Below are 20,836 nucleotides of genomic sequence, written 5' to 3'. Positions count from 1 at the left end.
AAAGATTCAGGAGTCCAGCCACGGTAGTCGCGGCGGCTGACCTGGTTCAAGTTGTTGTCCACAGCCTGTGCACAATGGTGCCCCGCGACCGGTCGGTTTGACCGGATGGCGTAGCCGCGCGTACCGTAACCAGGTCGAGTTGTCGATGGCTGCTGCCGCCTGCCTCCGATGGGCAAAGATCACGGTCTGTGATCGTGAAGCGGTGCACTCGGGCGTATTGCGAGCTACTCGTGGGCGCACGGTGACAGCCAGGCGATGTCCCGCCACCAACGAATCATTTCTGGAGCCCCCGAGTGAGCAAGCGCACCTTCCAGCCGAACAACCGTCGTCGCGCCAAGACCCACGGCTTCCGCCTGCGGATGCGTACGCGTGCCGGTCGCGCCATCCTGGCGAACCGCCGTTCCAAGGGTCGCGCGAGCCTGTCCGCCTGATCCGCCTAAACAGGTCATGACGTGCTGCCTACCGAAAATCGGCTGAGGCGGCGCGAGGACTTCGCAACCGCGGTACGCCGAGGGCGCCGGGCCGGTCGCCCGCTCCTCGTCGTCCACCTACGCAGCGGTGCAACGGACCCGCACGCGCCTGGGGAGAGCGCTCCCCCGACGCGTGCGGGTTTCGTCGTGAGCAAGGCCGTGGGCGGTGCCGTCGTACGCAACCAGGTGAAGCGACGCCTGCGCCATCTCGTCCGCGAACGACTGTCCGAGCTGCCCCCCGGTAGCCTGGTGGTCGTACGGGCATTGCCCGGAGCCGGCGACGCCGATCACGCACAGCTGGCCCGAGACCTGGACACCGCTCTTCAGCGGCTCCTGGGAGGGGGCACGCGATGAAGTACCCGCTGCTGGCTCTCATCAAGCTGTACCAGTGGACGATCAGCCCGCTTCTCGGGCCCGTCTGCCGGTACTACCCGTCGTGTTCCCACTACGGATTCACGGCCATCGACCGGCATGGCGCGATCAAGGGCACAGCCCTGACCGCCTGGCGCATCCTGCGGTGCAATCCGTGGTCGCCCGGCGGCGTGGACCACGTGCCTCCGCGCAAGCGTCCTCGCTGGCACGAACTGCTGCGGAACGCGCTGCGTGGCGACAAGGGCGGGTCCACCGCCGAGACGAGCCCGGCCGCAGAGACCTCGCCCAATGCTCAAGGAGCCTGATTAGTGGACACGATTGCCAATTTTTTCAGCTTCATCACCACACCTGTCTCATGGGTGATCGTCCAGTTCCACAAGCTGTACGGGGCGATCTTCGGCCCTGACACGGGCTGGGCCTGGGGCCTGTCGATCGTGTCCCTCGTGGTGCTGATCCGGATCTGTCTGATCCCGCTGTTCGTCAAGCAGATCAAGTCGACCCGGAACATGCAGGCGCTCCAGCCGAAGATGAAGGCGATCCAGGAGCGCTACAAGAGCGACAAGCAGCGTCAGTCCGAAGAGATGATGAAGCTGTACAAGGAGACGGGCACCAACCCGCTCTCCTCGTGCCTTCCCATCCTGGCGCAGTCGCCGTTCTTCTTCGCCCTGTACGCGGTGCTGTCCCACATCGCCGACGGCAAGGAGATTGGTGTCATCAACCAGTCTCTGCTGGAGAGCGCCCGTGAGGCGCACATCTTCGGCGCCCCGCTGGCCGCCACCTTCACCGACAGCGCCGCGGAGGTCGCCGCCCTCGACGCCTCGCTGACCTCGGTCCGCATCGTCACCGCGGTCATGATCATCCTGATGTCGGCCTCGCAGTTCTACACGCAGCGCCAGCTGATGATGAAGAACGTCGACCTCTCGGTGAAGACCCCGTACATGCAGCAGCAGAAGATGCTCATGTACATCTTCCCGGTGATCTTCGCCGTCATGGGCATCAACTTCCCCGTCGGTGTGCTCGTCTACTGGCTGACCACGAACGTGTGGACCATGGGCCAGCAGATGTACGTGATCAACCAGAACCCGACCCCGGGCAGCAAGGCCCAGGACGCCTACCTCCAGCGCCTGCTCAAGAGCGTCACCGCGCATGGTGAGGTCCGTGGCCGTCGCCGGAAGAACACCGTCAAGGCGATCGTCGCCAAGGGCAGCGACCGCAACGACAACGAGCGCCGCTTCTTCGGTGGCCTGGCCAAGGCCGGCTTCGCCGCCCAGGCCGACGGCACCGTGATCAAGAGCGACACCGTCACCGCCGAGGCGGAGGGCGGTACCGCGGTCAAGCGCCAGCAGCCCAAGCGCCAGACCAAGGCGAAGCGTCAGGCCGCAGCAGCCCAGCACTCCACGGCGAAGGGCACCGAGGACACAGCCGGTTCCGGTGACTCCACCGAGGAGCCCACCACCTCGCTGGAGAAGAAGCCGCAGGACGCGGCCAAGGACGCGGCGGAGGGCGACAAGCCCGCCCGCCCGAGCCGGGCCAACTCCGGGGGCTCCCGTCAGGCAAAGTCCGGTCAGCGCAAGGGCCAGCAGCGCCCCAAGCACCCGTCGTCCAAGAAGTAGAAGGAGTCCATCCGTGACGGAAGGCACCACCACCGCCGCCGCCGAGGGTGGCGACACCCTGACCCGCCTGGAGCAGGAGGGTGAGATCGCGGCCGACTACCTCGAGGGTCTGCTCGACATCGCCGACCTCGACGGCGACATCGACATGGACGTCGAGGCGGACCGCGCCGCGGTCTCGATCGTCAGCGACTCGAGCAGCCGCGACCTGCAGAAGCTTGTGGGCCGCGACGGCGAGGTGCTGGAGGCTCTTCAGGAGCTGACGCGCCTGGCCGTGCACCGGGAGACCGGTGACCGCAGCCGGCTGATGCTCGACATCGCCGGGTTCCGCGCCAAGAAGCGTGCCGAGCTCGCCGAGATCGGTGCCAAGGCCGCGTCCGAGGTGAAGTCGACCGGTGAGCCGGTCAAGCTGGACCCGATGACGCCGTTCGAGCGCAAGGTCGTGCACGACGCGGTCGCCGCCGCCGGTCTGCGCAGCGAGTCCGAGGGCGAGGAGCCGCAGCGCTTCGTCGTCGTTCTCCCTGCCTGACCCCTCTCGCAGTGTCGGCCCCGTCTGCTCGCAGGCGGGGCCGATCTTGTCAGCCTGATAGTCAGCCACCACAGTGCGCTCGCACCTATGTGTGCGGTGCGGAAGGACGGTTCCCGTGACGGAGGCAGCGGAGCTCCCCCCTGCGCCTGAGCAGGCGCGGACGGTATTCGGCGAGTTCTTCCCGGAGGCCGTCCGGTACGCGGAGCTCCTCGCGGACGCGGGCGTCAAGCGCGGGCTGATCGGCCCGCGCGAGGTTCCCCGGTTGTGGGAGCGCCACCTGCTGAACTGCGCGGTGCTCTCCGAGGTGGTGCCCGAGGGCGTCACCGTGTGCGATGTCGGCTCGGGCGCCGGCCTGCCCGGTATCCCGCTCGCCCTGGTACGCCCGGACCTGAAGATCACGCTCCTGGAGCCGCTGCTCCGCCGTACCAACTTCCTGCAGGAGGTCGTGGAGCTGCTGGGCCTGGACCATGTGACCGTGGTCCGCGGCCGCGCCGAGGAGATGCTCGGCAAGCTTCCGCCCGTGCACGTGGTCACCGCGCGTGCCGTGGCGCCGCTGGACCGGCTGGCCGGCTGGGGCGTTCCGCTGCTGCGTCCGTACGGAGAGATGCTGGCGCTCAAGGGCGACACCGCCGAGGAGGAGATCGACGGCGCCCGTGCCGCGCTCGCCAAGCTCGGTGTGGTGGAGACCACAGTGCTTCAGGTTGGCGAGGGGATTGTGGACCCCTTGTCGACCGTCGTACGGGTGGAGGTCGGCGAGAGCCCGGGCGGTGTGAGGTTCGCCGCCAAGCGGGCCAAGGCCGCCCGTCCCAGCAGGACTCGCCGCCGTCGCTGATCCGTACAAGCTGCCATACGTACGTATTTCGGAGTGTCGAGCGGTCCTGGGTCGGCGGCGCGTGCATCGTGTTTCACGTGAAACGTCGCTCACTGCTGCAGGGGATCATCAGCCGCGGCCGCGCGGCTGCCACGCCCCGGGACCGCAAACCCCTCGCGAAACCCCTCGCAAGGGGTACGGGATTGTCCACAGAGGTGGATTCACCCACAGAACCACGGGCCTCGCTGGTTCACGACCCCGAAAGCATGGCAGGCTCTGTTCATCGCGAGCCTGAAGCCGAGGAGAGTGAATCCTTGCGGTCCAACGCCAACATCGCGGGACCGATGACCGATCCGGTCCCCGGTCCCCGAACCGAATCGGTGGGGGAGGATGTTTCACGTGAAACACCGCCCCCGATGGACGACACCCCCATTGGTCGTGCTGCCCAACTGGCAGTAGAGGCGCTGGGCCGTGCCGGCGAGGGTCTTCCCCGGCCTCCCCAGACACGCGTGATGGTGGTGGCCAACCAGAAGGGCGGAGTGGGCAAAACGACCACGACGGTCAACCTTGCCGCCTCCCTGGCGCTGCACGGTGCGCGGGTCCTGGTCATCGACCTCGACCCGCAGGGCAACGCTTCGACGGCCCTGGGTATCGACCACCACGCCGAAGTCCCCTCGATCTATGACGTTCTGGTGGAGAGCAAGCCGCTCTCCGACGTGGTGCAGCCCGTCCAGGATGTCGAAGGTCTCTTCTGTGCCCCCGCCACCATCGATCTCGCCGGTGCGGAGATCGAGCTGGTGTCGCTGGTGGCACGGGAGAGTCGACTGCAGCGAGCGATCCAGGCGTATGAGCAGCCGCTGGACTACATCCTGATCGACTGCCCGCCCTCGCTCGGCCTGCTGACGGTCAACGCCCTGGTGGCGGGGGCCGAGGTGCTGATCCCGATTCAGTGCGAGTACTACGCGCTGGAGGGCCTGGGTCAGCTCCTGCGGAACGTCGACCTGGTGCGTGGGCACCTCAACCCCACGCTGCATGTCTCGACGATCCTGCTCACCATGTACGACGGCCGGACGAGGCTTGCCTCGCAGGTCGCCGACGAGGTCCGCAGCCACTTCGGCGAGGAGGTGCTGCGGACCAGCATCCCGAGGTCCGTGCGTATCTCGGAGGCGCCGAGCTACGGACAGACCGTCCTCACCTACGACCCGGGCTCCAGTGGCTCGCTGTCGTATCTCGAGGCAGCCCGTGAGATCGCGCTCCGGGGCGTCGGGGTTCACTACGATCCCCAGCACACCCAGGTGGGCCACCAGCACAGCCAGCACAGCATGTCGGAGGGGATCCAGTGAGCGAGCGACGTAGAGGGTTGGGGCGTGGGCTCCAGGCACTGATCCCCGCTGCTCCCCAGGAGCGGCAGGCGCCGGCTGTCGGCGTGGGGGCGGGCTCCGCCTCCCCCGGAGCCGCTCCGGCTCTGCCCTCGGACCGAGGGGTACCTGCCGCGAAGCTGGCGACCCTGCCGCAGAGTCCGCAGTCCCCGGACGCGGTGATGCCGATGGGGTCGGTGCTCGAGGCCGCGCCGGTCGTGGAGCCGGAGTCCCCCGCCGTGGCTCACTTCGCCGAGCTGCCGCTGGACTTCATCACGCCCAACCCGCGCCAGCCGCGTGAGGTCTTCGACGAGGACGCTCTGGCGGAGCTGGTCACCTCCATCAAGGAGGTCGGTCTGCTCCAGCCCGTGGTCGTGCGGCAGCTGGGCGCCGAGCGCTACGAACTCATCATGGGTGAGCGGCGCTGGAGGGCGTGCCGTGAGGCCGGCCTGGAGCGAATCCCCGCGATCGTTCGAGCCACCGAGGACGACAAGCTTCTCCTCGACGCCCTCCTGGAGAACCTTCACCGGGCGCAGCTGAACCCGCTGGAAGAGGCGGCCGCCTACGACCAGCTGCTCAAGGACTTCAACTGCACCCATGACCAGCTGGCGGACCGCATCGGGCGTTCGCGCCCGCAGGTCTCCAACACGCTGCGTCTGCTGCGGCTGTCGCCTCCGGTGCAGCGACGGGTCGCGGCCGGTGTGCTGTCGGCCGGCCATGCCCGCGCTCTGCTCTCCGTGGAGGACCCGGAGACGCAGGACAAGCTGGCGTACCGGATTGTGGCCGAGGGGCTCTCGGTGCGTGCGGTCGAGGAGATCGTGTCGCTGATGGGCTCCGAGCCCACCGCCACGACGAAGCCGAAGGGCCCGAGGGCGGGGGCGCGTGTCTCCCCGGCACTGACGGATCTGGCCTCGCGTCTCTCGGATCGCTTCGAGACCCGGGTGAAGGTCGATCTGGGACAGAAGAAGGGCAAGATCGTCGTCGAGTTCGCCTCGATAGAGGATCTCGACCGGATCCTGTCGACCCTGGCTCCCGGTGAGGGGCGCGTGATGGATCAGGCGAACTCCGAGCAGAGCGAGGACGGCGCCGAGGGCTGAGCTCTCTGCGTCTCCGCGTCCCCAAGGGCGGGCCGTGCTCCGGTGAAATCCGGGACACGGTCCGCCCTTTGCCTTGACGCGGTTTCGTCCTGATCGCCCCATCGATACGATTCTGAGAGGGCGTATCCGTGCTGCGATGGTTGTGGGAAGCGAGGATCAGCCGTGGGGCGTCGGCTCGTACCGCTCACGTTGGACAACCTTCCGGACCTCCCCAAGCGGTGTCGTTCCTGTGTCTTCTGGGAGCTCGACCCCGTCAGCGGCGAGGCCGCTGTCAAAGCGGGACGGCCGGAGCTGGAGAAGGAAGCCTGGATCTCCGCGGTGCTCCTGGAGTGGGGCTCCTGCGGGCGGGTCGTCTATGTCGACGAAGTCCCCGTCGGCTTCGTCCTGTACGCGCCTCCGGCGTATGTGCCGCGCTCGATGGCCTTCCCCACGAGTCCGGTCTCCGCGGACGCCGTGCAGTTGATGACCGCCTGGATCATGCCGGGTTACCAGGGGCAGGGACTCGGCCGGACGATGGTGCAGACGGTCGCCAAGGATCTGTTGCGGCGTGGGTTCAAGGCGATCGAGGCCTTCGGCGATGCGCGGTGGAAGGAGCCGGCCTGTGTGCTGCCGGCGGATCACCTTCTGGCGGTGGGCTTCAAGACCGTACGGCACCACCCGGCTCATCCGCGGTTGAGGCTGGAGCTCAGGACGACGCTCTCATGGAAGGAGGACGTCGAACTGGCGCTGGACCGGCTGTTGGGCGCCGTCCAGAAGGAACCGGCTCTGCGACCCCTCTAGCACTGCCGCTGCTCATGACGAACGGCCCGCCCCGAAGGGGGCGGGCCGTTCCGTGTTTCACGTGAAACAGAGGCGTCAGGCCTTGGCCTCGTCGGAGACGAAGTCCGCCAGGTCGCGGAGGATCGCGGCCTTCGGCTTGGCGCCGACGATGGTCTTCACGACCTCGCCGTTCTGGTAGACGTTCAGCGTCGGGATCGACATGACGCCGTACTTGGCAGCCGTGGCCGGGTTCTCGTCGATGTTGAGCTTCACAACCTCGATCTCGCCGTGCTCGGCGGCGATGGCCTCGAGCGACGGGGCGATCTGGCGGCACGGTCCGCACCAGGCGGCCCAGAAGTCCACCAGGACGGGCTTGTCGCTCTTGAGGACGTCGTCCTCGAAGGAAGCGTCGGTCACGTTCTTCAGGGCGCCGGCCACGGCGACCTCCTTAACTTCGCGGGGTGTGGGGTGGTGACAGCCGGGTGGGTCAGACCGCAGGGGTCGTCGCCGGCTCGGCGAGCTTCTCTCCGTCGGCAAGGGCGGCCAGGAAGCGCTCGGCGTCGAGCGCGGAGGAGCAGCCGGTGCCGGCGGCGGTGATCGCCTGGCGGTAGGTGTGGTCGACGACGTCACCGGCTCCGAAGACACCGGGGATGTTCGTCCGCGTGGACGGGGCGTCGACCTTGAGGTAGCCCTCCTCGTCCAGCTCCAGCTGGCCCTTGAAGAGCTCGGTGCGCGGGTCGTGGCCCACGGCGATGAAGAGACCGGTCACCGGCAGCTCGCTGGTCTCGCCCGTCTTGGTGTTGCGCAGGGTCAGACCGGAGAGCTTCTGCTCGCCGTGGATCTCGGCGACCTCGCTGTCCCAGGCGAACTTGATCTTCGGGTCGGCGAAGGCGCGCTCCTGCATCGCCTTGGAGGCACGCAGGGAGTCACGGCGGTGGACGATCGTGACGGACTTGGCGAAGCGCGAGAGGAAGGTGGCCTCCTCCATCGCGGTGTCGCCGCCGCCGACGACGGCGATGTCCTGGTCCTTGAAGAAGAACCCGTCGCAGGTGGCGCACCAGGAGACACCGCGGCCGGAAAGCTCGTCCTCCTTGGGCAGCCCGAGCTTGCGGTGCTGGGAGCCGGTGGTGACGATGACGGCCTTCGCGCGGTGCACGGTGCCGGCGGTGTCCGTGACGGTCTTGATCTCGCCGGTCAGGTCCACGGCGACGACGTCGTCGGGAACCAGCTCGGCGCCGAAGCGCTCGGCCTGGGCGCGCATGTTGTCCATCAGGTCGGGGCCCATGATGCCGTCACGGAAGCCGGGGAAGTTCTCCACGTCGGTCGTGTTCATCAGGGCGCCACCAGCGGTGACTGCACCCTCGAAGACCAGCGGCTTCAGCGACGCACGCGCCGTGTAGAGCGCAGCGGTGTAACCCGCGGGCCCGGAGCCGATGATGATCACGTTACGGACGTCGCTCACGGGTTTCTTCCTCGTCTCTGCAGACTGCCTACTGCCTACGGGGCGGTCGGATCGGTGACTCTCACCCCACCCAACGGATCCTACGGGGCGAGCATTCCCGAGTCCGCCGCGCGGCACGGCGTCGAGTTCAGGAGCGAGGGTAGGTCTGCGTCAGCAGGACCTCGGCCCTGCCCTTCCCGCCGGCGTCGGCGCAGGAGGCGTCCAGCACGTAGGCCTGCACCTGGGTGCCTTCGGCGGCGTGCGGCAGGACGAGGAGATAGGCAGGAGTCCCCTGGTAGTCGCCCCTCTGGAAGGCGATCACCGGGTCCGTGCGGCCCGTACCGGCCTTGACGCACTCGGGCAGGGCCTCGGTCGGGCCCCGCCTCGTGGCGTCGCCGCCCTCGACCGACATCGACTCCGGCTCGATGTCCTGGGGGGCCTTGAAGGTGCCTTCCGGATGCAGGAGCCCCTGGACCCGGTCTTCGACGGGCTCGCCGTTGAACCGGTTCGTGGCGAGGCTGTCGGCAGCGGACTGCTTGTCGCCCGGATCGCTCCCGCTGAGGGTCTGTACCCCTCCCTGGACGAAGAAGAGAGTCAACCCCAGGGCTGCGGCACCGAAGACCGCGCCGAGCGCTGCGACCCGGCGGCGCCGACCCTTGCCGGGACGACCCGGACCGGTGGCGGCGCGAGCGCGGCCGGCAGGCCGGTCGGTGGCCGCCGTGGCGTGCGTGGCGGAAGGGTGAGCTTCGGCGTGAGCGACCGCTGTTTCACGTGAAACATGACCGCCGGTGTCCGGCGTGGTGGCGTTCAGCAGCGCTTCGGCGGCCAGCGCGGCATCGATACGGCCGGCGATCTCGGCGGGCATGCGCGGTGGGCCGGGGAGCGTGCCGAGCAGTCCCCGGATCTCCTCCAGGGAGGTCCGGACATCCGCACAGAGAGAACAGCCGTCGACATGCCGGCGGACGGCCGCGGCGCGGGACGGTGAGAGCAGCCCCTCGGTGAGGTCGGAGATCTCCGAGACGTCCGGGTGCTGGGTTGTTTCGGCCCTGCCGGTCGTGGAAGTCACGCGCGCCCACCTCCGCCCTTCACAGCAGCCGGACCATTCGGTCCGGTATCCGATGGCCCCGACACCGGTGGGACGGATGTCCCCGGCGTCCGGTTCCTTCCCCGGTCGGGGCCTTCGTTACCCACCGTGTCGGCGCGCAGATGGCTGAGCATGGGCAGCAGTCGTGCCCGCCCGCGCGCGCAGCGGCTCTTCACCGTTCCAGTGGGGACATCGAGGATGCGGGCCGCCTCGGCGACGGGATACCCCTGCATGTCGACCAGGACGAGGGCGGCCCGCTGCTCCTCGGGGAGTTTGGCGAGTGCCGCCAGCAGCTCACGGTGGAGGTCCTGGCGCTCGGCGGGCGCCTCGGCCGACTCGGCGGGCTCGAGGAGCTGCTCGAAGCGCTCCGTGTCGTCCATGGGCGAGGTCCTGCGAGAGGCGGACTTGCGGGCCCGGTCGAGGCAGGCGTTCACCGTGATGCGGTGCAGCCAGGTGGTGACGGCCGACTGGCCGCGGAAGGTATGCGCGGCCCGGAAGGCCGAGACGAGGGCGTCCTGGACGGCGTCAGCGGCCTCCTCGCGGTCCCCCAGCGTCCGCAGCGCCACCGCCCACAGCCGATCGCGGTGTCGCCGCACCAGCTCACCGAAGGCGTCGGGATCGCCGGCGACATGGCGCGCCAGGAGTTCCTGGTCGCTGGTGCCGCTGCCTATGGCTTCGTCCAACGGTGAGCCCCCTCCCCGGATGTCGTCAGCTGGTGATCTTGATGTCCGAGATTTGGCCCCGGTAGCCGGCGCCGCTGTTCGGCAGATCGGTCAACCAGACGAGAACGTAGCGCGTCTTCAGCGGCTTGGCCGGGACGAGGCTCACCTGGCTTCCCGACGTCTCGGCCTGCTTGGTGTAGCCGTCGGGCTGATCCGGCTGGGACGAGGCGTCCTCGGGGGCCGTACGCAGCTCGACGGACGTGGTGCCCTGGAAGGTGACCTCGACCTTGGCGACCTGCTGGACCGTGCCGAGGTCGAGGATGATGCCGACACCGTCCTTCAGGTTGCCGAACTTCGAGTAGCGGTCGTAGCGGCTGGTCTGCCACGAGGTGCTCGGGTCGCCGTCGTAGGCGTTCTTTATCTGGTGGGGGTTCTCCCCGCCGTCGGTGCCCTGCGGGTCGAAGTCGCGGGCGTCGACGATCTTGACGGGCTTGCCGGACGCCGGGTCCTTCTCGTCGTCCTCGTTGTTCTGCGGCTGAGTCGTCTGCGGGGGCTCGGGCGCGTTCTTCTGGTCGAGGAGCCGGTCCGCGATCTGCCAGCTGCCCAGTCCGAGCGCGGCGATGAGCAGCGCCGATACGGCCCACTTCAGGGCCTTGCCCGTGCGGCTCTGGAGCGGCGCGGGGGGCGCGACCACCGGCTGGGCGGCCGCGATGCCCGGGCGGGGCTGAGGACGGCCGTACGTGCCCTGCTGGTAGGTCGTGCGCTGGTACTCGGGCGGAGCGGGGAACTCGGGCTCCGGTGGACGGATGCGGGGCATCGCCGCCACGGCCTTGGCGAGCTCGTCCGGGGTCGTGCAGGGCGGTTCCTGGCGTGAGGCGGTGGCCCCGTCGTTGGCCAGGGCGCGCATGGCGATCTCGGACAGACCGCGGTGCACTCCGGCCCGTACCTGGTCGGGGGCGAGCAGGCCCACGCCCTTGGGGAGCCCGGAGAGCCCGTAGGCATCGTTCTCGTACGGCCAGCGCTGGGTCAGCGCGGCGTAGAGCAGGGCGCCGATCGCCTCGGTGTCGGTGCGCTGGGGCCGCTCGGCGCTGATGCCGCGCAGCGCGGCGTTCACGGCCAGGCCGCGGATCCGGTACTGGCCGGTGGAGCTGCGCAGGACGGCGCTCGGGGTGAGGCGGAGGTGCGCAAGGCCTTCGCGGTGCGCGGCGGCCATGGCCTGGGAGACCTGGCTGACGAGCTGATAGGCGTCGTGCGGCTCCAGCGGACCTGCGGCGAGCAGGGTCGTCAGCTCGGTGGAGTCGGGAAGCCACTCGTGCACCACGTACACGAGGTCGTTCTCCTCGACGGCGTCGAGGACCTGGACGAAACGGGGGTCTCCGAGGAGCGCCGAGGAGCGCGCCGCGGCGAGGACCGAACGCGCCCGGGGGTGGTCGGCCGGCAGCAGATGGACGCCGACCGCACGACGCAGCTTCTCGTCGACGGCACGCCAACTGCTGAAACCGTCCAGACGAGTGACGCACTCCTCCAGGCGGTAGCGCCTGGCCAACTTGTGGCCGCTGTGCAGCTCAGGTGTCTCGATGGAAGGCTGTTCGCCGTTCTGCCGGTTACCGGCCTTGTCCTCTGCGACCTCGGCGGACGTGTCCGCCGTGTCCTGCGCTTCCGCCACCCCGTCGGTCGCGGCCTTGTCCGCCTTCGCGGTCAGCGGGTCGTCACCGCTGTTGTCGGCCACGTCGACGGCAGCCGTGCTACGTTCCGCCACCGTCGTTCCTGCCTCCCCATCCGTTGCGCCACATCCAACAGCCATGCCAATTGTGCCCACAGTCGGCCGCTATGCACGACACACGGCGGCCGACGATGGTTGTGCGTGACTGGCTTTCCTACCGTCCCAGGCGCCCACGGACCATACCGACCATGGAGTTCAGCTCTTCGATCCGCATGCGCTTGGCCGCCACGAAGAAGACGCCGAGCAGCGTGACTCCGCCGACGAGCAGGGCCACGAGCGAGCCGAGAGCGTCCTCGCCGAGGGCCTTCAGGATGCCGAAGCCGACCGCGCCGGCCACGATCGCGGCAGGCAGCGAGGCGAGGCAGAGGCGGGCGTAGGTCCGCATGACATGGGCGCCGTCCAGGTCGCCGCCCAGCCGGTTGCGCAGGCGGCGCCAGGCGACGCCGACGCCGACCGCGTAGGCCAGACCGTACGCGGCGGCCATGCCGACGACGGCCCACTGGGCCGGGAGCACGAAGTAACAGGCCGCCGAGGCAGCCGCGTTGACGGCGGCGACGATGACGGTGTTGTAGAAGGGCGTCCGGGTGTCCTCGTACGCGTAGAAGCCGCGCAGCACGACGTACTGGACGGAGTACGGGATCAGGCCGAGGCCGAAGGCCATGAGGATGAAGCCCATGCCCCGGGCGGCTTCGAGGCCGCTGGAGGCGTAGAGCAGGGTGCTCATCGGCACGCCGAGCGCGAGGAAGGCGAAGGCCACCGGGACGATCGCGACGGCGGAGTTCCGCAGGCCCTGCGAGATGTCGTCACGGACGGCGCCGGGGTCGTTGTCGTGGGCCGCGCGGGAGATGCGGGGCAGCAGCGCGGCCATGACCGAGACGGTGATGATGGCCTGCGGCATGCCCCAGATCAGCTGGGCGTTGGAGTACGCGAGGAAGCCGGCGCCGTCCTTGCCGGACTCCTCACCGGCCGCCGTGGCGAGCTGGGTCACGACCAGCACACCCGCCTGGTTGGCGAGGACGAACAGCACGGTCCACTTGGCCAGTTTGACGGTCTTGCCGAGGCCGTGGCCCTTCCAGTCGAAGCGGGGCCGGAACCGGAAGCCCGTCTCGCGGAGGTAGGGGATCATCGCGAGCGCCTGCACGACCAGGCCGAGCAGGGTGCCGATGCCGAGGAGGCGGATGCCGTCGTCCGGGATGGTCTGCACACCCATGTGGGAGTCGGCGGAGGTGCCGTAGACCCAGATGAACAGGCCGAACGTGACGATCATGACGATGTTGTTGAGGACCGGGGTCCACATCATCGCGCCGAACTTGCCCCGGGCGTTGAGGATCTGACCCATCACCACATGCACACCCATGAAGAAGATGGTGGGCAGGCAGTAGCGGGCGAAGGTCACGGCGACGCTGTTGGCGGCGGCATCGTCGGCGATGGTGTTCGACATCAGCCGGATGAGCAGCGGGGCCGCGAAGACGGCGATGGCCACGATCAGGCCGAGCGCCACCATGACCAGAGTCAGCAGCCGGTTGGCGTAGGCCTCGCCGCCGTCCTCGTCGTTCTTCATCGAGCGGACGAGCTGCGGCACGAAGACCGAGTTGAGACCGCCGCCGACCGTGAGGATGTAGATCATCGTCGGCAGGGTGTACGCGACGGTGAACGTGTCACCGAGCAGGGCGGCGCCGAGCGCGCCGGTGATCACCAGGCTGCGGACGAAGCCGGTGAGACGGGAGACGAGGGTGCCGGCCGCCATCACGGCGCTCGACTTCAGAAGCCCGGAGGCGCGGCCGGACTTCTTCGGGGCGGGGGCGGGCATCGGATTCGGCTCCGGGGCGGGCGGGGGCACCTGGCCGGGGGTCTGCTGGTCCCGGTAGAGGTGCGCGAAGGCGTCCGGCTCGGGCTCCTCGTCGCCGGCCCGGGTCACCAGGTCGTCCACGCCGGTGAACTGGACGGTGCGGGCGTCGTCGCCGTACGGCAGACGACGCGAGGGGCCGTCCGGCTCGGGGGCCGGGGTCTGTGCCCAGACCCGCGGGTCCGGGGCGTGCGGGGGCGTGGCCGGCTGCTGGTACAGCGGCTGCGGCTCCTGGTAGGTGCCCGGAGGGGGCGGGGGGTGCGCGGCGCGGTCGTAGAGAGCCTCGGTCACCGGGTCCTGTGCCGAGAGATCCTGCGCCCGGTAGGGATCGTGGGTGTAGGCGTCCTGGACGTAGGGGTCCTGGGCGTACTGGTTCTGGGCGTAGGGGTCCTGGGCGGGCTGCTGCGGCGGGGGAACCGGCCCCTGGCCGGGTCCCGGGGTCGCCGCGGGCGTTCCGCCGGACGGCTCGGTGCCGCCCGCGCCCTGGCCGCGGTCACCGTCGTACGGCGCGTTCATTGGTTACCCCACCTCATCGTCCCCGGCCGACCGGCCACGACATCGCTCAACGGTCCACTTTCTCACCCGGGCCCGACGGGTCGCCGCTTTCGGGACCGGTGTCCGGTGTCGGGTCACTCGGCTGCTCGGGAACGTCGCCCTCCACGGCCTCCACCTCGGTCTCCGCGGCTTCCGCCCCGGTCTCTGCCGGGACTTCTTCCTGGGCCTCGTCCTGGGTTTCCGCCTCGGCGTTCCTGGCGGCCGCGCGCTTGCGCTGGGTGTACATGCGCGCTCCGGCGAGAACGAGGAGCAGCACGCCTCCGGCGATGACGAGCATCACGGTCGCGGTGATCTCGGAGACCTTCACCGTGAAGGTCATCGGCTCTCCGTACGGCGTGCCGTCCTCGGTGAACAGCTGGGCCGTCATCGGCACCGGGCCGTTGGCGTTGGCCGAGGCGGTGAACTTCACGGACTGGCTGTGCCCGCCGTTGATCTTCACCGGGAGCTCGGCGACGGCGTCGCCGCCGTTGAGCTTCAGACGGGGCTTGTTGCCGGAGGTCAGCCTCAGCACCAGGTGGTCCACGCCTTGCAGCAGCTTGTTCTGCACGGTCACCGGGATGGTGGCGCTGCGGCCCGACAGCGTGAGATCCGACTTCTTGATCAGCTGAACCTCTTTGGTGAGGCTCTTGAGGTACTCGTGGACCGTGATCCGGTACAGCGAAGCCGCGGGGGCCTGACCACGCCAGGACGTGGACATCTCGCGGCTGATCGCGTTGCCGAACGGGGTCACCACGCGGTCCGGCTGGGTCAGGATGACCTTGAAGTCGTCCAGGTCCTCGCGGGTGTTCTTCATGTCGCGGAAGGCCTCGACCGGCAGCTCCTGCTTGCGCAGCGACTGCGGATACCGGGAGCCGCCGGGCACCGTGGTCGTCGCGTCCGGGTCCGGCTTCACGGCGGCGGCCGCGATCAGATCGAGGGGCTGGGTCCAGCGCTGGGCCGAAAGTCCGCGCAGCGCGTTCGCCATGGTCTGCGCCTGGGCGGTCGTCGGGAGCCGCTGCGGAGCGACCACGACGCTGCGCTGCTGGTCGGGCTGCTCCAGGGTCACCGCGAGCGACTGGGCCAGGAACTCCTGGACGGCGAGGGTGGAGTTCCCGGTGGAGAGCATGTCGCCCTCGAACGCCGTCGAGAGGTAGGCGTCACTGACGACCGCGGTGGTGCCGCCGCCGATGGGGCGTGCGGCGGTCGGGGTGTACGGGAGGTCGTCCCGGAAGCTGTCGCTGCGGGCGATCACCTTGCGGGCGCCTGCCGAGGTGGCGACATCCATGATCGAGGGGTCGACGGCCCCGTCGACGGGCCAGGAGAAGTCGGTGGACGGCTTCACATGGAGGATGGTCTCCACGGTCGTCCCGGCCAGCTCGGTCGCCGGCCGGAGGTGGCTCAGCGAGCCGGGGACGTCCTTGCCCCGGTGAGCGAGCGAGGCGATGTCCGGGTCGGCGAACGGCAGGGCGACGATCTTGCGGCCCACCACGGCCTTCTCCAGCGCGTCCAGCCAACGCTCGGCGACCGCCTGGTTGGTCCCCGGCACCGTGCCCGTGCCGTTCTTGACCTGGTAGCTCCTCGTCATGGCATCGACGGTGGCCAGCAGGTCCGGGTCGATCACCCAGGTGACAGGGAGTTCCTTGCCCAGCGTGACCATGTGGTCCAGCCGCCCGCCGGGGGCGAGCTCGGCGGCCAGCTCGTCGTTCTCGAAGACCGGGGTCTGCTGATCGTCCGTGCCGGTCTCCGCCGAGACATGAGCCGAGGAGATCAGCGGCCAGAGGTAGGTCAGCTGGGTCTTCTTCTCCGCCGCCTCGGGCTGGTAGGGCAGGAAGGTCCGCTCGATCCCGAGCACCTGCTCCCCGGACTGGGACTGCGTCTGTCCCGAGAGCGAGACGCCCAGCTGGTAGACACCCTCGTCCTCGAGCCCGAGCTTGGAGACCGGTACGGAGAGCTTGAACTCCTGGCTGAGTCCGGCTGCCAGCCGGGGGATCTTGACCGTGTAGCCGCCGCCCAGGGGGGCGGGATCGCTGCCCGGCCGGAAGCCGGTACGACCCGAGACGTCCTCGATCTCGCTCCGGCTCGTCATCCGGGGACCGACCCTGACGTCGACCGTGGCGTCGGTCACGGTCTGCTTGCTCTGGTTGGTCACGGTCCCGGAGACGGTGACCGTGTCGCCTTCCACCGGAGCGCTCGGCGAGAGCGTGTCGAGAGACACATCGACGGTCCGGGAGCCGGTGGCGCTCTCGGCGGCGGTGACCGAGGGGGTCGCCGCGCCCTGCAGCAGTCCGGCCAGCAGGGGCGCCCCCGCCAGGAGGGACGCCGTGCGGCGCAGCCACAGACGGGCAGGTGAGGGAAGGGTCCCCTGGATGTCTGCCGCCTCGGCCACGCGTTCGCCCATCCTCGTCGTATCAGTGGTGCCGGTGGTTCCCCGTTGCTGTGTCCACGCATGGTAACGAGGCACGCCACGGCCAAGTGCCGGGGACTGCTCCAGCTGATGGGACGAGCCCGTCCGGCCGGGAGAAAACGAGGACGCCGCCGCGGGCCGGGGCACGTACCCTTTTCTGTTGTGCCGAACGCCAACGAAGACACCCCGACTGAACTGAGCCAGGTGCAACGCCGCGCGGTCAGCGAACTGCTGCGTGTGTCCCCTGTCGCCGACGACCTCGCCGTCCGATTCCAGGAGGCGGGGTTCAGCCTCGCCCTGGTCGGCGGCTCGGTACGGGACGCGTTGCTCGGCCGGCTCGGCAACGACCTCGACTTCACGACCGATGCCCGCCCCGAGGACGTACTGAAGATCGTCCGTCCGTGGGCCGACTCGGTCTGGGAGGTCGGGATCGCCTTCGGCACCGTCGGCTGCCAGAAGAGCGGCTACCAGATCGAGGTGACGACCTACCGGTCCGAGGCGTACGACCGCACCTCGCGCAAGCCGGAGGTCTCCTACGGCGACTCCATCGAGGAGGACCTCGTCCGGCGTGACTTCACGGTCAACGCCATGGCCGTGGCTCTCCCGGAGAAGGAGTTCATCGACCCGCACGGCGGCCTCGACGACCTTGCCGCACGTGTCCTGCGCACGCCTGGAACGCCGGAGGAGTCCTTCTCCGACGACCCGCTGCGCATGATGCGCGCCGCCCGCTTCGCCGCCCAGCTCGACTTCGAGGTGGCCCCCGAGGTCGTCACGGCGATGACGGAGATGGCCGGCCGCCTGGAGATCGTCTCCGCCGAGCGCGTCCGTGAGGAGCTCAACAAGCTCCTGATCTCCACCCACCCCCGCAAGGGCCTCGGTCTGCTGGTCGACACCGGCCTTGCCGACCATGTGCTGCCCGAACTGCCGGCCCTGCGACTCGAGAGCGACGAGCACCACCGGCACAAGGACGTCTACGAGCACTCCCTGACCGTCCTGGACCAGGCGATCGACCTGGAGGAGGACGGGCCGGACCTCGTGCTGCGCCTCGCCGCCCTGCTCCACGACATCGGTAAGCCGCGCACCCGCCGCTTCGAGAAGGACGGCCGGGTCTCGTTCCATCATCACGAGGTGGTCGGCGCGAAGATGACCAAGAAGCGCATGACCGCGCTGAAGTACTCCAACGAGATGATCAAGGACGTCTCGCGGCTCGTGGAGCTGCACCTCCGCTTCCACGGTTACGGGACGGGCGAGTGGACCGACTCGGCGGTGCGCCGCTACGTCCGTGACGCCGGCCCGCTGCTCTCGCGCCTGCACAAGCTGACCCGCTCGGACTGCACGACGCGGAACAAGCGCAAGGCCGGTGCCCTCTCGCGCGCCTACGACGGACTGGAGGAGCGGATCGCTCAGCTCCAGGAGCAGGAGGAGCTGGACGCGATCCGGCCCGACCTGGACGGCAACCAGATCCAGGAGATCCTCGGCATCCGGCCCGGCCCGGGCGTCGGGCAGGCGTACAAGTTCCTGCTGGAGCTGCGCCTGGAGAACGGGCCGATGGAGCACGAGGCGGCCGTCGCGGCGCTCAAGGAGTGGTGGACGGCTCAGAACTGAGCCGGATCGGTCGATGTTTCACGTGAAACATCGACCGAGCGGCGCGTGGGAGGGGTGATGTTTCACGTGAAACATCACCCCTCCTGCCGTCCGCGCGCCAGCATCAGCGCGATCGAGGCGTAGAGCGCGGCGACCAGCACGAGCAGCGGGACGGACCGGCCGTCCGGCGGCAGCATCAGCGCCGCGATCCCGGCGGCGCCGACGAAGGCGACGTTGAAGAGCACGTCGTAGAGCGAGAAGACCCGTCCACGGAAGGCATCGTCCACGGTCTTCTGCACCACCGTGTCCGTCGCGATCTTGGATCCCTGGGTGGTGAGCCCCAGCAGGAACGCCGCGATCAGCAGAGGGGTCTGCGCGAAGGGCAGGCCCAGAGCGGGCTCCAGAACGGCTGCCGAACCCGCGCACACGGTCATCCAGCCGAAGGGGCCGAAGCGTCCGATCGCCCAGGGGGAGACGACGGCCGCCGCGAAGAACCCGGCCCCGGAGAAGGCGACGGCCAGACCCAGCAGTGCCAGGCCTTCCGACTCCGTGGAGCTCCAGGCGTAGCGGCAGAGCATCAGGACGGTCACCGTCAGCGCGCCGTAGCAGAAACGCATCAGGGTCACCGCGGCCAGAGCGCGGGCCGCGGGCCGCCGCTCGGCCAGATGGCGCAGTCCTTCCCTGAGCCCACGGGCCGTCGAGGTCAGGGCGGCGCCGAGTCGGGGCTGGACCAGTTCGGGATCGGGGCCGAGGAGGTCCCTGGGCATCCGCAGCGAGGCGAGGGCGGAGCAGAGGTAGAGGAGAGCGCCGAGGAGCACGACGGCGGCATCGGAGTCCTCGGAGAGCAGGCGTACCCCGAAGGCCAGACCGCCGCCCGCGGTCGCGGCCACCGTGCCGGCGGTCGGCGAGAGCGAGTTGGCCACGACCAGCCGGTCGGCGTCGACGACGCGTGGCAGTGAGGCCGAGAGACCCGCGAGGACGAAGCGGTTGACGGCGGTCACCGACAGGGCGGAGCCGTAGAAGAGCCAGTCGGGCACGGAGGCGAGCATCAGTACCGCCGTGACGGAGGCGAGGAGTGCCCGCAGCAGATTCCCGTAGAGGAAGACCTGGCGTCGTTGCCAGCGGTCCAGGAGCACTCCGGCGAAGGGGCCGATGACGGAGTACGGGAGCAGGAGCACGGCCATGGCGGACGCGATGGCGGCGGGGGAGGTCTGCTTCTCGGGGGAGAAGACGACGTACGTGGCCAGCGCCACCTGGTAGACCCCGTCGGCGCACTGCGAGAGCAGGCGGACGGCCAGCAGGCGGCGGAAGTTCCTCAGGCGCAGGAGTACGCGCAGATCACGTACGACGGGCATGGCAGCAAGACTCACATACGAAGAGGGCCCCCGGGCGAAAGACCGGGGACCCTCGATCGACGATGTCGATCAGCGTCTTAGCGCTCGACCTCGCCCTTGATGAACTTCTCGACGTTGGCGAAGGCCTCGTCGTCGAAGTACTGCACCGGCGGGGACTTCATGAAGTACGAGGACGCGGAGAGGATCGGGCCGCCGATGCCCCGGTCCTTGGCGATCTTCGCGGCGCGCAGGGCGTCGATGATGACACCGGCCGAGTTCGGGGAGTCCCACACCTCGAGCTTGTACTCCAGGTTCAGCGGAACGTCACCGAAGGCGCGGCCCTCGAGGCGGACGTATGCCCACTTGCGGTCGTCCAGCCAGGCCACGTAGTCCGACGGGCCGATGTGGACGTTCTTCTCGCCCAGCTCGCGGTCGGGGATCTGCGAGGTGACGGCCTGGGTCTTCGAGATCTTCTTGGACTCGAGGCGGTCGCGCTCGAGCATGTTCTTGAAGTCCATGTTGCCGCCGACGTTGAGCTGCATGGTGCGCTCAAGACGGACACCGCGGTCCTCGAACAGCTTCGCCATCACACGGTGCGTGATGGTGGCGCCGACCTGGGACTTGATGTCGTCACCGACGATCGGGACGCCGGCCTCGGTGAACTTGTCCGCCCACTCCTTGGTGCCGGCGATGAAGACCGGCAGAGCGTTGACGAACGCGACCTTGGCGTCGATGGCGCACTGCGCGTAGAACTTCGCAGCGTCCTCGGAGCCCACGGGCAGGTAGCAGACGAGCACGTCGACCTGCTTGTCCTTGAGGACCTGGACGACGTCGACGGGAGCCTCGGCGGACTCCTCGATCGTCATGCGGTAGTACTTGCCGAGCCCGTCGAGGGTGTGGCCGCGCTGCACCGTGACGCCCGTGTTCGGGACGTCGCAGATCTTGATGGTGTTGTTCTCGCTGGCGCCGATGGCGTCGGAGAGGTCGAGGCCGACCTTCTTGGCGTCGACGTCGAAGGCGGCGACGAACTCGACGTCACCGACGTGGTAGTCGCCGAACTGGACGTGCATCAGGCCGGGCACCTTGGTCGCCGGGTCGGCGTCCTTGTAGTACTCGACGCCCTGCACCAGCGAGGCGGCGCAGTTGCCCACGCCGACGATGGCTACGCGAACCGAACCCATTTCCGGTTGCTCCCTGTGTGATCGTGGAAGCCCTGCG

The 20,836-nt window shown here is 69.1% G+C and carries 19 protein-coding genes; 10 read left to right on the top strand and 9 right to left on the bottom strand.

All coding sequences use genetic code 11. From position 1 onward, the window contains the following. Window positions 1–293: 293 nt before the first annotated feature. From rpmH to FDM97_RS35570, 9 genes are all read left to right on the top strand, one after another. On the top strand, window positions 294–431 hold the full coding sequence (gene rpmH / locus FDM97_RS35610) for a 50S ribosomal protein L34 (RefSeq protein ID WP_005482975.1): 138 nt from the start codon (window positions 294–296) through the stop codon (window positions 429–431). A gap of 21 nt (window positions 432–452) precedes the next feature. Beyond that, complete coding sequence (gene rnpA, locus FDM97_RS35605; RefSeq protein ID WP_137994569.1) at window positions 453–824, top strand: ribonuclease P protein component; 372 nt, start codon at window positions 453–455, stop codon at window positions 822–824. Continuing rightward, window positions 821–1,147, top strand: coding sequence for a membrane protein insertion efficiency factor YidD (yidD, locus tag FDM97_RS35600; protein WP_137994568.1), 327 nt, complete (start codon window positions 821–823; stop codon window positions 1,145–1,147). Before rnpA ends, yidD begins: the two co-directional genes overlap by 4 nt. Window positions 1,148–1,150: 3 nt before the next feature. Beyond that, window positions 1,151–2,455, top strand: a complete 1,305-nt coding sequence (gene yidC / locus FDM97_RS35595; RefSeq protein WP_137994567.1) for a membrane protein insertase YidC — start codon at window positions 1,151–1,153, stop codon at window positions 2,453–2,455. A gap of 13 nt (window positions 2,456–2,468) precedes the next feature. Next, window positions 2,469–2,981, top strand: coding sequence for a Jag family protein (locus tag FDM97_RS35590; RefSeq protein WP_137994566.1), 513 nt, complete (start codon window positions 2,469–2,471; stop codon window positions 2,979–2,981). A gap of 115 nt (window positions 2,982–3,096) precedes the next feature. Further along, window positions 3,097–3,813, top strand: a complete 717-nt coding sequence (gene rsmG, locus FDM97_RS35585; RefSeq protein ID WP_137994565.1) for a 16S rRNA (guanine(527)-N(7))-methyltransferase RsmG — start codon at window positions 3,097–3,099, stop codon at window positions 3,811–3,813. A 245-nt stretch (window positions 3,814–4,058) separates the two neighbouring features. Further along, window positions 4,059–5,135, top strand: coding sequence for an AAA family ATPase (locus tag FDM97_RS35580; protein WP_137994564.1), 1,077 nt, complete (start codon window positions 4,059–4,061; stop codon window positions 5,133–5,135). Then, window positions 5,132–6,247: a ParB/RepB/Spo0J family partition protein gene (locus tag FDM97_RS35575; RefSeq protein ID WP_137994563.1), complete on the top strand. Its 1,116-nt coding sequence runs from the start codon at window positions 5,132–5,134 to the stop codon at window positions 6,245–6,247. The genes FDM97_RS35580 and FDM97_RS35575 overlap by 4 nt, the downstream gene beginning before the upstream one ends. Window positions 6,248–6,409: 162 nt before the next feature. After that, the gene (locus tag FDM97_RS35570; protein WP_137994562.1) at window positions 6,410–7,027 is read left to right on the top strand and encodes a GNAT family N-acetyltransferase; all 618 of its coding nucleotides are present in this window, start codon (window positions 6,410–6,412) and stop codon (window positions 7,025–7,027) included. A gap of 75 nt (window positions 7,028–7,102) precedes the next feature. On the opposite strand, the gene trxA is transcribed toward FDM97_RS35570, so the two are convergent. The 7 genes from trxA to FDM97_RS35535 form a co-directional block, all read right to left on the bottom strand. Next, window positions 7,103–7,444, bottom strand: a complete 342-nt coding sequence (gene trxA, locus FDM97_RS35565; RefSeq protein WP_137994561.1) for a thioredoxin — start codon at window positions 7,442–7,444, stop codon at window positions 7,103–7,105. A 49-nt stretch (window positions 7,445–7,493) separates the two neighbouring features. Then, window positions 7,494–8,468 (bottom strand): thioredoxin-disulfide reductase, encoded by a 975-nt coding sequence (trxB, locus tag FDM97_RS35560; RefSeq protein ID WP_137994560.1) that lies wholly within the window; start codon window positions 8,466–8,468, stop codon window positions 7,494–7,496. Between the two features lie 127 nt (window positions 8,469–8,595). Next, the gene (locus FDM97_RS35555; protein WP_137994559.1) at window positions 8,596–9,513 is read right to left on the bottom strand and encodes a hypothetical protein; all 918 of its coding nucleotides are present in this window, start codon (window positions 9,511–9,513) and stop codon (window positions 8,596–8,598) included. Then, the gene (gene sigM, locus FDM97_RS35550; RefSeq protein ID WP_137994558.1) at window positions 9,510–10,214 is read right to left on the bottom strand and encodes an RNA polymerase sigma factor SigM; all 705 of its coding nucleotides are present in this window, start codon (window positions 10,212–10,214) and stop codon (window positions 9,510–9,512) included. Before sigM ends, FDM97_RS35555 begins: the two co-directional genes overlap by 4 nt. A gap of 25 nt (window positions 10,215–10,239) precedes the next feature. Beyond that, window positions 10,240–11,952 carry a protein kinase family protein gene (locus tag FDM97_RS35545; RefSeq protein ID WP_137994557.1) on the bottom strand — a complete coding sequence of 571 codons (1,713 nt, stop codon included), beginning with the start codon at window positions 11,950–11,952 and terminating at the stop codon, window positions 10,240–10,242. Between the two features lie 118 nt (window positions 11,953–12,070). After that, window positions 12,071–14,278 carry a murein biosynthesis integral membrane protein MurJ gene (murJ, locus tag FDM97_RS35540; RefSeq protein WP_137994556.1) on the bottom strand — a complete coding sequence of 736 codons (2,208 nt, stop codon included), beginning with the start codon at window positions 14,276–14,278 and terminating at the stop codon, window positions 12,071–12,073. A gap of 46 nt (window positions 14,279–14,324) precedes the next feature. Beyond that, window positions 14,325–16,682 carry a DUF6049 family protein gene (locus FDM97_RS35535; protein ID WP_137994555.1) on the bottom strand — a complete coding sequence of 786 codons (2,358 nt, stop codon included), beginning with the start codon at window positions 16,680–16,682 and terminating at the stop codon, window positions 14,325–14,327. Window positions 16,683–16,862: 180 nt separating this feature from the next. Here FDM97_RS35535 and FDM97_RS35530 point away from each other — a divergent pair, with 180 nt between their 5' ends. Further along, entirely contained in the window at window positions 16,863–18,305 is a 1,443-nt protein-coding gene (locus FDM97_RS35530) for a CCA tRNA nucleotidyltransferase (protein ID WP_137994554.1), read from the top strand. Between the two features lie 74 nt (window positions 18,306–18,379). Here FDM97_RS35530 and FDM97_RS35525 read toward each other — a convergent pair whose 3' ends face one another. Then, window positions 18,380–19,639 (bottom strand): MFS transporter, encoded by a 1,260-nt coding sequence (locus FDM97_RS35525; RefSeq protein ID WP_137994553.1) that lies wholly within the window; start codon window positions 19,637–19,639, stop codon window positions 18,380–18,382. A 77-nt stretch (window positions 19,640–19,716) separates the two neighbouring features. Beyond that, on the bottom strand, window positions 19,717–20,799 hold the full coding sequence (locus tag FDM97_RS35520) for an inositol-3-phosphate synthase (protein WP_137994552.1): 1,083 nt from the start codon (window positions 20,797–20,799) through the stop codon (window positions 19,717–19,719). Window positions 20,800–20,836 lie beyond the last annotated feature (37 nt).

The organism is Streptomyces vilmorinianum, assembly GCF_005517195.1.
In the GTDB taxonomy this organism is placed as follows: domain Bacteria; phylum Actinomycetota; class Actinomycetes; order Streptomycetales; family Streptomycetaceae; genus Streptomyces; species Streptomyces vilmorinianum.
This window is presented reverse-complemented; position numbering and strand designations above follow the sequence as displayed.